An 11,675-nucleotide genomic window follows, 5' to 3' on the forward strand; every position below is an offset into this window, starting at 1 on the left:
CAGCACCTCCGCTCGACCCCCAAAAATTCAAATTAGGGCTGGACTGTCAGGATATATCGCCGAACAGGTCTCGGCGCGAATCTGCTACGAGCTGGGCCTTCCGGCAGACCTTCACGAAAGCCACGCGAGCTACCTCTCGCACTGGCTCGACATCCTGAAATCCGACAAAACCGCGATCATCACCGCTGCCGCCAAAGCCGACCAAGCCTTCAACCTTCTTGCAGCCTTCTCTGGCTATGAGAGCGAGCCCGAGGAGACCCGCCATGAAACGGCGCAAGTTCCGGCTGCTGCTTGAACCAGGCCTCGAGGGCGTGGTCAGGCTCGCGCAGCTTGAGCAATACGGAACGGACCGGATCGACGGACAGCGAATGCTTCTCGCACCCGAACTAGGGGAGCATGTCCAGGGGCTGTTTCCAGCACGCCTACCGGCAGCCGTACTCGACGCACTACTGGGAAAACCGCCGATCGGATGGAAGCTCGAAATGGACGGGCTGGGAGGAAGCCAATCCATTGCCATTCGATCGGACGGCCGAGGCGTCGCGCTGTCCGCGATGATGCGCATCCTCGAGCACATCGTGCCAGAGGCCCTTTTGGCACCGATGATCTACGAGCCATTGAACGGCAACGGTACGAGCGAGCGGATACAGAACCTCCATTGAGGGGAGGGGGAGAGGGCCATTGCGTCTTGCAATGGAAAGGGAACCTCATGTCCTGCGATATCGATTACCGTTACCGGCGTGCGCTGCAGCCGGACGGACTTACAACCTTCGAGACAGCGCTCATGGCCGTGAACGAGGCGGTCGCCGATGTCCGCCTCGCAGGGCGAGACGTGACAACCTGCCCGGCGGTGCTGCTGCTGACCCGACACCTCCAGCGGATTGCTGACGGGAAGCCGGGCACTTCCGATGAGGACGACCGGGAGCTGAGAGATCAGTGCATGGTGCGGCTCGGCGAACTGAAGCATCAGCCTGCGATCATATCGCTGATCAGGCGCGGGCTCGACTACCGACCCGAGGAACTCCGCCACTACCAACGTGAGGGCCACCGCACACTGCGGCAGATCGCTGTTGGGATGGGCCTTGACCACACCCGCTACCGGATCAGCTACAGAACATCTGAAAGCTCATTGGCGGGGGAGCACGTCCTGGAAGCCCACGGCGTCTACCTGCGGATTTCACCCGAACGGTTCGGCGAGCCGGGCGTCGCCTGGCGCAATCCGTTCTGGAAGCCGCCCGGGGCCGTCATGCGCAAAGCATCCATCGGAGTGCTCGCCGATCTCCCCGCCCTCGCAAAACGGATCGCGCGTGACCTTGGATTGTCGCCCCCCGCGCAGGAACGGCTCATCTGAAAAGAAAGGACACAACATGGGATGGCTTTACATGCATCGATACGGGATGGGCGGCTTCGAAACCCCAAAAGCCTATCTTGATAACCAGCTGACATGGGAGCGTCGTGACGAGGCAACCGGCAAGCTCGATGGGTGCCGGGTGATCAAGAGCGTCTCGACGAGCGGCGCATACTACGCCGCCATCGAACGCTACGGCGAAAATGGGGCCGTGCATTACGTGACGGCCGTCATCTGCCTAGTGCGCTGGAACCCCAAGGCCGCCAGCGGCGAGATCTTCGGCTACAAGGACATCGACGAAAACAGCGGGCCTTTCGAGGCCGGGTGCCCAAGGAGCGTCCTGGACTGTCTCGGGCCGACATCCAATCCCCATGCCCTGGATTGGCGCAACCGCTGCTACCGGAACCTTCGTCTCAGAGAACGCAAGCTAAATGATGGCGACATCATCCGGTTGCCCGAACCGATGAAGTTTACGGACGGAAGCCAGCACTCAGAGTTCAAGGTCGTAAAACGCGGGGCGCGGATTGAACTGACGCCTCCTGCCGGAGGCGGCCGATTCAAGATCAGCCGACTGTTGGAACGCCGATTCGAGGTAATCAGGCCGGCTCGAACCGTGCGCACCTTCTTCCCCGCAACTTAAGCAGGGACACCCCAACAATGGACACCCAAGCACTCGATCCGAGGCGCGCTCAACTTTGCGGACGAGACAATGCGGAGCGGCTTGCTCTCCGGATGAGCGAAGAAACAGGCAAAGGGCATGCGGTCTTCAGGACCGGGAGCAGCCTGCAACCGCTGCGCGTCATGCGTGCCGAATTCGGCAAGCATGACGCGATGGAGCTGCAGGTGATCGTACTGTGACGCAACCGGTGCCGTACGAACGACTGTGCCCGAGAAAGGAACGATCGTGACTCCAATCATCTACCACCCGGGGACGGGAACCTACATGGGCTTGGCCGAGTGCACAGTGATTGAGCTCCCGGACAGTGTGGAAACGGCCGAGGAAATCGAGGAATACCTCAAAGATGAACCCCAAGGGACCGACATGAGCACGGCGCTGATCCTTCCCATGACCGCAATCGACAATGCGGTGCTGAACCACGACGACGAAGTTCCCGACATTGAGTGGCGCGGATCTGGCGACCGCACCCTGTGGGTCGGCATCGACGGACTTTCGGTGAAGCTGCGGCGCGAAGGCTCAGAGCTGGCGATTTCGGTGTTCGATGACTGCGACGATGCTGCAGAGGCCGAGCTTAGCGTAAATTGCAACAACCGGACGTCCAAGCATGCCGAGCAACGCTAACCTGGTCCAATTCATTCGCCTTCGATGACGCCGCCAAGGTCAGGGTCAAGGTACCACGACGGTCCTTCAGTGAAAGGAACATCGCGCGAGGGAACGACCCCATCGGGCACAGCGGCGACATAAGGGTTGATCATCGGCCACGGTCGCTCGCCGCCGCGCAGTAGCTCGGCAGACGTCTTCAAGCGGGGAGCCAGGATCCCGAGAAGCCATTCGAGATCCTCAAGCATCTGGACCACACCGCGTCCCGCCAGAACATAGTAGAGACAGCGCTGGTAGTCGTCGCAGTTGCAGGAGAGCACCTGCGTAAGCCGCTTCTTCGCGTTCGGAAGACCTTCGAAGACACCTTCGAGCGTCTCGTAAAGCTCACGCGCCGAATAGTAGGCATCGAACGGCTCAACCCCGATCGAAGCATTGGCGAGAAGCCGCTTGGTAGCCCGACACTGCGGATCGAGAGCGGCGTCGCGAAGCGTCACATCAAGATCGAATTTGCCGATATCGAAAACCTTGTTCATCATGAAACATCTCCTGCGTGATGAACATAAGGTGAACAAATGGAGCGGTCAAGGTACCATTGGAAATGTGGCTTGTAGGCAAGGATACGACTGGGACGACAGGGAGAATCGCAATAAGCGACACGCTCCGCGCTGCACTCGTGCGTTGGTATACCGGACATGGGACCGAGGCCGATCACCGGGCATCGGTTTCGCTGGTCTCGACCGCGCGCGAGAATCACAAATGGATCGCATGTGATTGCCTTGGCGAAAGGCGCGCGCCGCCGCTAATGAGCGCGGCCTACCTCAGCTTCCAGGAAACCTACTATCTGCGCCGACTGACCTCACGGCCGCTACATCACCCAGACTGCCCATTCTTTCTGCCGCAAGCACCGCCACGCATCCGCGAGACGGCGAAAGACAGCCTCTACAGCATCGATCTGCCCAAGGGGCTGTTTAGCGCGCACCAGAAGGCGCCCGAAAAGCTGGCGCAAAAGCCTCTCGACACCGAACCCGATGATCGGTCGCGCCATGTCGCCATTCCGCGCCTCGGCAAACTGTTATGGCTCCTGATAGAGCGCGCTGGCACCAACGTGCTACGCGAGCTTCCTCCGAGCGGTGGGCGGCAAGCTTCGATCAGTGCGGAGATGCGGTACCTGAAAGAGGCGGCGCAAGGCCTCGAGATCGCACCGGGGGTCAAACTCTCCGATCACCTCTACACGACGGCGATCGATTATGAGCGCGAACGGGTGCATGCCCGCCTTCGCAGCGCGGCAAAGAAGTGGCCGGACGAATTCGCCCCGCAGGCCTTCCTCCTACTGGAAGCAAACGAACTCACATCCAGCGAAGTCGTCACCGGGCTTGGCACCGTCGAAATTCGGAACCGCATTCAGCACACAGGCATCATCCGCGCCGAAGTCGAGCCCCCGTTTCTCGTACTCGCAGTCGTAGGTGAGCACAGCCGCCGGGAAGGCTACCGAGCGCTCCGCGCCTATGCGCAGCCGGTCTTTACCGGAAACCAGTTCGTGCCGACCGAGCGCGATCATGATCGCGAAGTGCTTCGCGCCCTCCAGGACGCACAATACGCCCTGCGAAGGAGTGGCATCCGTATGGCGGCAAAGAAGATCCTTTTCGATCTCGATCTCCCAAGCGGATCAGCCCGACCGGACTTTCTCGTCGCCCTCCTGGACGAGAACACAGGCCAGGAGCTGAGGTATGCAATGCAGATCCTCCAGGCGGACGATCCGCACTACCGGGAGCTGCGAAAAATCGAGCGAGAGCGGCTAGGGCAGGCCGGACCGGTGATCTCGCTGCAGCTAGAGGACATTTCCGCACCCAGGATCGTGGCCGAGACACACCGCCTACTCGAATAGAGGAAAGGGGGAGGGAAGGAGCGAACCATCATCTTGGAGGAGTTCGCTGATGACCCATTTTCCGCAAAGCCCACGACCAACGACGTCGATCTGGGGCGCGGTGCAACAGGCAGATCAGATAGCCCCCGGCATCTGGTCGGTGATGACTGCCAGCCATGGCGGCATCATGCTGTCCGAGCCGCGCCAGGCCGCGATGCCGGATGCACTCCGCCTCGATGGAGGCTCCTACGAGGAAGACTGCGATTGGTCGCTGCCCGTCCTCGCCTTCGCCGATGAACTGGCCCAGGCCAAGGATTTCAGTGAAGCTTTTCTGCAGCTCGCGAGAGACACGGCGCGGTGTTGGCATCCCGAGCGATACACCGCACACACCGGAGAAAGCGTTTCGGTGAACGACTCTTCAGTTCTGCGGACCCGGAAGGCCTACCTCGATGCCATCGGAGAGTTCTGTGTAACAGCAGCATGGGGCGATTGGGCGGACTGGGTGCCGGAGGGCAAGACCGGTGTCGTGGCGCGCAAGGTCGCCAGCGTCGATCATCTGGGCAGGGCGCGCTACGATGATGAAGAAGTTTGCGCGCTTGTCGACAAGGTCGCCTACGCGGAGCGTGGAGAAGTAACGGTCCTGCGCGACATCGCGCACGAAATCATCGAAGCACCCGAAAACCTGCGACCCAAGAGGATCGCATGACGCCGACTCCGCCATCGGCACGGGCCGATGCGCGAGTGCGCCGCGCGATAGCAGAGGGCGCTCGGGTCGTGTTCAGCCTGTCCGGGGGCAAGGACTCGGCCGCCGCAGCCTTCGCGGCATCCCTATGGCTCGACGGCGTCGGGCACCCGCACGAACTCCGCTCCGCGATCCACGCCGATCTTGGCATGATCGAATGGAAATCGACGCCAAGACTTGTCGAAATGACGGCCGAAAAACTCGCCGTCCCGCTCTCCGTTGTCCGCCGAAAGGCCGGGGGTCTCATCAGCAGGTGGGAACAGCGCTGGAAGAGTTCGCTGGCGCGCTATGAGGATCTGACGACCTATCAGCTGGTCAGCCCATGGTCGTCGGCCAAACTGCGGTACTGCACGAGCGAAACAAAGGTCGCTCCAATCGGCGCACACTTGAGACGTGAGCTCGCCGGCGAAACGATACTCTCCGTCGTGGGTATCCGACGCGAGGAAAGCCGAGCACGCAGCAGCGAACCGATCAGCAAGGCTGACACACGGTTCGCCGCCGAAGCAAACCGGGCCGGAACCAAAATGATCACCTGGCACCCGGTGATCGATTGGACGGCATCGCAGGTATTTGCTTACCATGAGGCGGCAGGAATAGAGCTTCACGAAGCCTACAACATGGGCGCCACGCGGCTTAGCTGCAGCTTCTGCGTTCTGGCTGGAATGAACAACCTTGCCGTCTCAGCAGCAAGCCCGGGCAATCATGATTCCTACCGCAGGATCGTGGCGCTGGAATGCCAGTCCGCATTCTCGTTTCAGCCAGATCGCTGGCTCGCAGACGTGGCTCCCGGCCTGCTGTCGCACCAAAGCAGCGGGTCATCAATGCGTGCCAGAGACATGGCCACTCGCCGCCGCGCGCTTGAAGCGCGACTGCCGGCTGACCTCCGATTCAGACGCGGATGGCCTCCGCGGGTGCCGAGCCTCGCCGAAGCAAACACGATCGCAGAGGTTCGGGCCGAACTACTCGAAACCTACAAACTCAAGAACCGCTGGGCGACTGCGGCAGACGTCAGGGAACGCTTCGCCGAACTTCACAGCACAAGGAAGGCCACCGCCTGATGGGGTGGCGGAAGGAGCGCACTATGGTCCAAAATACCAATCACATCGCCAATTGTGTTCCGATCGGGCGCCATGACGGGCACGTTCTGGAACTCGATCTCGACAAACTGTTGGCAGGGCGGCTGCTCATCCAGGGGTCGAGTGGCGCCGGCAAAAGCGCAACGCTGCGCAGAATCGTGGAGGAAGCCTTCGAATACATGACGACCGTGATCGTCGATCCTGAAGGCGAGTTCGCGAACCTCGCCGAGCACATCGGTGCCGCGCGCATAGTGGGATCAACGCTGACCTGCGAAGGCATGACGTCAGCCGCACTCAAGGCCCGTGAGCACCGGATCGCTCTACACGTCGATCTCTCGGATCTCGACCCCGAAGAGCGCATCATCAAGGCCGCCGCCTTTTTCGCAGGCCTAATGAGCGCTCCTGCCGAGGTCTGGCCGAACACCATGCTGGTCTGCATCGACGAAGGCCATCTTCTGGCACCCCATGTTGCCGGCAGCGCCCGCGATGCAGAGACCCGGCGCACGGGCGTCGCCGCCCTCACGGATCTTTGCTCGCGCGGCCGAAAGCGCGGGCTCGCCACAATCGTAGCGACACAGCGCCTCGCCAAACTGAGCGCCTCCGTGACAAGCGAACTGCTAAACTTCCTGGTCGGCCTCAATGTCTTCGATCGGGACGTGCAGCGCGCGGCCGATTTCCTCGGATTCGGGCCGCGCGAGGCAGAACGGCTGCGTTCGCTCGCTCCGGGCGAGTTCTACGCGCTCGGCCCAGCACTGGTGGTCACCGCAACGCTGGCGAAGATCGACCCCACCATAACGGACCACGTGGGCGCAACGCCGAAGCTTGTCGGATGCGCCGACCACAGTGCCGAGGACGCGAGGCGACTGCTCAACCTGGAGTGCATGGAAACCATCGCGGCCGAGCCCCGGGGGCGGAGCACGGCGCTACGCGGCACGAGAGCCCTCGACAACTTCCTGCTCGACCCGACAGCGGGGCTAGCAGTGACAACGCTTCAAGCGCTTGCCCGCATTGCGCCGAACGCAACGACCTGTACCGATATCTGTGCGCACACCGGCCAGCAAGCCGAGCAGGTCCATGCAGCGCTGGACACCCTGTCGGCGCTCGGCGCTATCGAAACAACACACCGTGAAACCGTACGGATTGCCCGCCTAAGCGCACGCCTCCGACAGAAGAACAGCAATGTCGATCTCGTCGCCCTCGCATGATGCTGAATTCGCGGTGGTCGAGCTTGTGGCCAGAGCTGCGCCTCACTCTTCCGTCGTCGCAGACAGGCCGCTCGGCGAGATGGCTTTCCGGACTTCCGCGTGGAGCCCAGGCGAGGTTCTGACACTTCGCGAAATGTTTGCGGCCGACGAGAGCATCGAGAAAATAGCCGAAGATCTTGGAAGGCCCGTTCATGGCTTGCGATCAAAGATCTGTGCGCTCGGACTCAGGCGGAATAGCACGAGGGTCTGGACCGATACGGAAGATGCCGAACTCAGAAGGAGGTACGGGCTCGAGGCCACAGCCACGCTGGCTCAACATCTCGCGCGAAGCTGCACCGCAGTTTACGCCAGGGCAGGCATCCTCGGGCTGTCAGAAGGCAATCCGCCGGGATGGACGGATTGGGAAGATGCGCAGCTAGCTGAAGGCTATCGTCAAGGCCTGCCCGTCGCACAGATCGCGGTGCTGATCGGGAGGCCAATATCTGGCACCGCCTCACGCGCTTCGACGATGGGACTAAAGCATCCCGCAAAACCGGCCGGGTGGAGCGAAGCCGAACTCGCTCGAGCGCTCGAATTGGCCGAAACCGAAATGCCCTATTCGAAGATCCGCCTGAAGCTGGCTCAGGAAGGCTTCCCCCTGCGCAGCAAGGCCGGCTTCCAACCCCGTCTGCGCAAAGCCGGCTACGGGCGAGGCTGGGGGAAAGCCTGGCTACCTGAAGAAGATGACTTGCTTCGAAAAGCCTACGAGACCGGCACAAGCCTGACGGCGCTCAGATTGCGCTTAGGACGCTCGCAATGCTCGATCCGCTGGCGTGCCGACTATCTTGGCCTGCGGGGCACGCACGCGATGGCAAACGGGTTCAGAGGCGGGCCGGACTGGAAAGACGACGAACTCACATTCCTGCGCGAAAACTATGGCCGGATGTCGGGGGCGAAGCTTGCCGAATGCATGGGGCGCACCAAGGCCGCCGTGTACACGAAGGCCAACGTGCTTGGGCTGGTGCACGGATACATCCGCCCTTGGTCACAAGACGAAATGGAAGCGCTGCGGATTGCCCATGATCAGGGCATCGCGATCGCCGATCTCGCCGAAGCGCTCGGCCGCAACCCGATCAGCGTGTCGAAATTCGCGACAAATCACGAATTCCGGTTCGGAAGGCGGTCTGTGCGCGAGGTCAAATTGACGCTGCAGGACATCCTAGGGCTCCGGAAAGGGGAGGGGGAGGGGAGGCGCGATCGAGATTGATCAAAAGGGAGCGCTGACCATGATACACACGACGATACGCCCGACCGTGAGCCCGCAAACCATCACAAAGGTGACGCGCCTGTTCAACGGCACCATCGAGGACATCCTGAACGAGCTCCTGCAGAACAGCCGACGCGCGGGAGCTTCCTGGATCGGCATCGTCCATGAAACAAATGATCTCGGCACCAGCATCATGGTCAGCGACAACGGGAGCGGCGTCGCCGACCCAGCACAAATGCTGGCACTGGGGGACTCCGGATGGGGGGCGGACATCGCAGAGGCCGAGGATCCTGCCGGGATGGGCGTGTTCAGCCTCGCCGGCAAAGAAACCACCATCACGTCGCGCAGCGCGGATTTCGATAAGGGATGGACGGCCAGCATTCCTGAAGATGGCTGGACCGGCGAACAGGATATCGCAGTCCGCGCGATCGATGTTGAAATCGGGACGACGATCCGGTTCTTCATGCCCGGGCTGACAGCCCAATGTGCGGCACGGATCGTCAAGGAGGTCTGCAAGTTCTACCCGATACCGGTCATCGCCAATGGATGCGAGGTTCCGCGAGAGGACTTCCTCGCCAAGGCCGTCCACGTCGCGCGCTGGAACGGAAGCTGGATCGGAGTTTTCGAAGGCCATGAATACCATTCCGAACCCACGGTCAATTTCCACGGCCTGCTGCTGAAGCGAAAGCTCGCCGGGGTCTCCGAAACGCTGGGTGGCAAGCACTATCACGCACAGCTCGATATTGGCGCAACACCAGACCTCGCGCTGGTGCTGCCAGCGCGCAAGGAGTTCGTCCAAAACGATGGCCTGACTGCGCTTCTCGCGGCGGCGCGGCGTACGATCTTCGAGGCAATCGCCGCGAAGGAAACCCACCGCCTCAGCTATGACGACTGGAAGGCAGCGTGCGATCTCGGAGTCGAGATGGCAGAAGCGGAAGCGGTTCTTCCAGTCTGGCACCCGCGCGCTGCCGAACATGACCAACTCAAGGTCGACTACACGGAGATTCCATGCGGCGAGAACGCCATCCGTGTCGAAGAATTCGAGCCCGCAATAGGGCAAGCCCTCGGGCGAGCGCTGCGCGATGATATGTGTCGACACCGCCTGGTCGAAAGCCACGCCGAATATTCCGGCTACGCCTGGTATGATCGGTTGCATCAGCTCGGTAATGTTCGCTTCTACATCGAGAAGGGCGAAGCGCGGCACATCGTCGCCGAAAACGGCAGCTTCCCCTCGCTCGGCGAACACATCGTCGCCGACCGCGTCGAGCTGCGCTACTGCATTTATCATCAGCTAACCGAGTACGAGAAAGAGCACTGTCGCGAGGCCGACGTGGCATTCAGCGTCAACGAAGATGGTTGGTACAGCGGGGTCGAGCAAATCCGCATCGCCTTCGTTCCGAACGATACGCTGGTCCCAGAGGTCCTCGCAGAGCTCATCGAGGACGTTTGCTTCTGTGCGAGCGACGACAGCGAAGCCGATTCCTGGGAAACCCAGCACGAGCATTTCATGCGCGACGCGCGCGAGCTGGCAGCAGAAGTGCTTCTCGGCGAGGAAGAGGCCATCGCCTCACGGATCCGCGATACAGTCGGCGGGATCCTCTGGGTGCTTCCCAAGGATCGCAGCGTCACAATCACCATCAATCCAGCGAAGGAGATCGCGGTCACGTTCTCACAGGCAGGGGAATAGGAGTGACCGTGGCCCCGCGAGTGCTGTGCTACGGTATGGGCGTCGACAGCACCGCTCTGCTCATCGAACTTCATGAAAGAGGTCAGGCGCCCGACCTCGTCCTTACAGCCGACACCGGAGCCGAAAAACCGGAGACCTATGCCTATCAGGAGCTCATGCGAAGGTGGATGGCCGAGCGGAACATTCGATACGAGGTTGTCCGCTATGAAGCCAAGCGGTTCAAGAACTGGCCACCTTACCGGGACCTCACGGAATCGCTGCTCACAAACGGCTGTCTGCCGTCGATAGCATTCGGACGGTCCAGTTGTTCGCTGAAATATAAGGCGGCACCACAGGAAGCCTTTGTGAAAACGTGGGAACCAGCGCGAAGGGCGTGGGCAGCGAAGCTCAAGGTTATACGCTATATCGGCTATGACGCAGGTCTGCGCGACGGGCAACGCTATGCCCACGCTCGAACCATCACAGACCCGCTCTTCGAAAACCACTATCCGCTGCGCGATTGGGGTTGGGACCGACAGGCCTGTGCCGCAAGGATCGAGCAAGCCGGCCTACCGGTACCGCCGAAATCATCCTGCGTGTTCTGCACGGCGATGAAGCCCGATGAAGTCCGTGCTCTCCCGGAGCGGTGGCTTCGCACCATCGTTCTGATCGAGGCTCGCGCCGCGCCGCGGCTTAAGACTGTGGAGGGTCTCTGGCGCAAGTCGACCAAAGCGAGGTCCGGACGGATGACCGATTTCATCCGGGCCGAAGGTCTCCTCAGGGAGGCCGAGATCGACAGGATCATCGACGCCGCACCGGCGGACCTTGTCCGCTTTCAGGAAAGGGCAGCGGAGCAACCAGAGAAAGAACGCATGGCCATGGGCGAATGGCTCGACCGCTTCAACGCCAAGGAAGATGCACATGAAGACTGAGAGCATGCACATCGAGATTGCCGATCGCACCGAACGGATCGCGCGGCTCAACGACCGGGCGCGACACGGTCTCGACCGTTCATCGAGGATCGTGGTCACATCCGGCCTGCATGCGGAGCTCGCCGGCGACAAACCGGCCGACGCCATCTTCGCACAGGCGCGACTGATCGGAGCGATGCGGCGCTGCACTTTCCAAGCAGATTCACCCGAACGGGACTTTGCAAGCTTCGAAGTCGATGGCATCAAGATACTGATGAAAATAGACTTGTATGATCCGGGCCTTGTCAAGTTCGCATTGAACGGTTCCTTCTGTTGACGGG

The 11,675-nt window shown here is 61.3% G+C and carries 15 protein-coding genes; 14 read left to right on the forward strand and 1 reads right to left on the reverse strand.

Translation table 11 applies throughout. The features are described 5' to 3' along the window. From AX692_RS20060 to AX692_RS07090, 6 genes are all read left to right on the forward strand, one after another. On the forward strand, positions 1-295 hold a 295-nt coding region (locus AX692_RS20060), incomplete at its 5' end, for a zincin-like metallopeptidase domain-containing protein (RefSeq protein WP_196491776.1). Further along, the gene (locus AX692_RS07075) at positions 264-659 is read left to right on the forward strand and encodes a hypothetical protein (protein WP_073977611.1); all 396 of its coding nucleotides are present in this window, start codon (positions 264-266) and stop codon (positions 657-659) included. The genes AX692_RS20060 and AX692_RS07075, both read left to right, overlap by 32 nt. Before the next feature lie 47 nt (positions 660-706). Continuing rightward, positions 707-1,348: a hypothetical protein gene (locus AX692_RS07080; RefSeq protein WP_073977384.1), complete on the forward strand. Its 642-nt coding sequence runs from the start codon at positions 707-709 to the stop codon at positions 1,346-1,348. A 16-nt stretch (positions 1,349-1,364) separates the two neighbouring features. Further along, positions 1,365-1,985: a DUF6927 domain-containing protein gene (locus AX692_RS07085; protein WP_155646280.1), complete on the forward strand. Its 621-nt coding sequence runs from the start codon at positions 1,365-1,367 to the stop codon at positions 1,983-1,985. Positions 1,986-2,077: 92 nt separating this feature from the next. Continuing rightward, the gene (locus AX692_RS20680) at positions 2,078-2,203 is read left to right on the forward strand and encodes a hypothetical protein (protein WP_269135727.1); all 126 of its coding nucleotides are present in this window, start codon (positions 2,078-2,080) and stop codon (positions 2,201-2,203) included. A gap of 46 nt (positions 2,204-2,249) precedes the next feature. After that, on the forward strand, positions 2,250-2,645 hold the full coding sequence (locus AX692_RS07090; protein ID WP_155646282.1) for a hypothetical protein: 396 nt from the start codon (positions 2,250-2,252) through the stop codon (positions 2,643-2,645). A gap of 11 nt (positions 2,646-2,656) precedes the next feature. Here the strand turns inward: AX692_RS07090 and AX692_RS07095 are convergent, their stop codons facing one another. Continuing rightward, positions 2,657-3,160, reverse strand: a complete 504-nt coding sequence (locus tag AX692_RS07095; protein WP_330997310.1) for a hypothetical protein — start codon at positions 3,158-3,160, stop codon at positions 2,657-2,659. A gap of 266 nt (positions 3,161-3,426) precedes the next feature. Between AX692_RS07095 and AX692_RS07100 the strand changes: the two genes are divergently transcribed. The 8 genes from AX692_RS07100 to AX692_RS07135 all read left to right on the forward strand — a co-directional run bounded on the left by AX692_RS07100 (position 3,427) and on the right by AX692_RS07135 (position 11,671). Then, on the forward strand, positions 3,427-4,509 hold the full coding sequence (locus AX692_RS07100; protein ID WP_230960732.1) for a hypothetical protein: 1,083 nt from the start codon (positions 3,427-3,429) through the stop codon (positions 4,507-4,509). 49 nt (positions 4,510-4,558) lie between these two features. Next, entirely contained in the window at positions 4,559-5,194 is a 636-nt protein-coding gene (locus AX692_RS07105) for a DUF7007 domain-containing protein (RefSeq protein WP_155646283.1), read from the forward strand. Between the two features lie 68 nt (positions 5,195-5,262). Further along, complete coding sequence (locus AX692_RS07110) at positions 5,263-6,288, forward strand: phosphoadenosine phosphosulfate reductase family protein (protein ID WP_230961045.1); 1,026 nt, start codon at positions 5,263-5,265, stop codon at positions 6,286-6,288. Between the two features lie 23 nt (positions 6,289-6,311). Next, complete coding sequence (locus tag AX692_RS07115) at positions 6,312-7,511, forward strand: helicase HerA domain-containing protein (protein WP_155646284.1); 1,200 nt, start codon at positions 6,312-6,314, stop codon at positions 7,509-7,511. Continuing rightward, positions 7,486-8,757 carry a hypothetical protein gene (locus AX692_RS07120; RefSeq protein WP_073977614.1) on the forward strand — a complete coding sequence of 424 codons (1,272 nt, stop codon included), beginning with the start codon at positions 7,486-7,488 and terminating at the stop codon, positions 8,755-8,757. The genes AX692_RS07115 and AX692_RS07120 overlap by 26 nt, the downstream gene beginning before the upstream one ends. Positions 8,758-8,776: 19 nt before the next feature. Next, entirely contained in the window at positions 8,777-10,444 is a 1,668-nt protein-coding gene (locus tag AX692_RS07125) for an ATP-binding protein (protein ID WP_073977615.1), read from the forward strand. A 35-nt stretch (positions 10,445-10,479) separates the two neighbouring features. Continuing rightward, positions 10,480-11,355 (forward strand): hypothetical protein, encoded by an 876-nt coding sequence (locus AX692_RS07130; protein WP_196491777.1) that lies wholly within the window; start codon positions 10,480-10,482, stop codon positions 11,353-11,355. After that, complete coding sequence (locus tag AX692_RS07135) at positions 11,345-11,671, forward strand: hypothetical protein (RefSeq protein WP_073977616.1); 327 nt, start codon at positions 11,345-11,347, stop codon at positions 11,669-11,671. Before AX692_RS07130 ends, AX692_RS07135 begins: the two co-directional genes overlap by 11 nt. The last annotated feature ends 4 nt before the right edge of the window (positions 11,672-11,675 follow it).

The organism is Erythrobacter donghaensis (assembly GCF_001557325.1).
Classification (GTDB): domain Bacteria; phylum Pseudomonadota; class Alphaproteobacteria; order Sphingomonadales; family Sphingomonadaceae; genus Erythrobacter; species Erythrobacter donghaensis_B.

Excerpts from the sequence above, each read along its gene's own strand:
- AX692_RS07075 (WP_073977611.1), top strand. The coding sequence starts at position 264 with ATGAAACGGCGCAAGTTCCGGCTGCTGCTTGAACCAGGCCTCGAGGGC.
- AX692_RS07080 (WP_073977384.1), top strand. The coding sequence starts at position 707 with ATGTCCTGCGATATCGATTACCGTTACCGGCGTGCGCTGCAGCCGGAC.
- AX692_RS07085 (WP_155646280.1), top strand. The coding sequence starts at position 1,365 with ATGGGATGGCTTTACATGCATCGATACGGGATGGGCGGCTTCGAAACC.
- AX692_RS20680 (WP_269135727.1), top strand. The coding sequence starts at position 2,078 with ATGAGCGAAGAAACAGGCAAAGGGCATGCGGTCTTCAGGACCGGGAGC.
- AX692_RS07095 (WP_330997310.1), bottom strand. The coding sequence starts at position 3,160 with ATGATGAACAAGGTTTTCGATATCGGCAAATTCGATCTTGATGTGACG.
- AX692_RS07100 (WP_230960732.1), top strand. The coding sequence starts at position 3,427 with ATGAGCGCGGCCTACCTCAGCTTCCAGGAAACCTACTATCTGCGCCGA.
- AX692_RS07105 (WP_155646283.1), top strand. The coding sequence starts at position 4,559 with ATGACCCATTTTCCGCAAAGCCCACGACCAACGACGTCGATCTGGGGC.
- AX692_RS07115 (WP_155646284.1), top strand. The coding sequence starts at position 6,312 with ATGGTCCAAAATACCAATCACATCGCCAATTGTGTTCCGATCGGGCGC.
- AX692_RS07120 (WP_073977614.1), top strand. The coding sequence starts at position 7,486 with ATGTCGATCTCGTCGCCCTCGCATGATGCTGAATTCGCGGTGGTCGAG.
- AX692_RS07125 (WP_073977615.1), top strand. The coding sequence starts at position 8,777 with ATGATACACACGACGATACGCCCGACCGTGAGCCCGCAAACCATCACA.
- AX692_RS07130 (WP_196491777.1), top strand. The coding sequence starts at position 10,480 with ATGGGCGTCGACAGCACCGCTCTGCTCATCGAACTTCATGAAAGAGGT.
- AX692_RS07135 (WP_073977616.1), top strand. The coding sequence starts at position 11,345 with ATGAAGACTGAGAGCATGCACATCGAGATTGCCGATCGCACCGAACGG.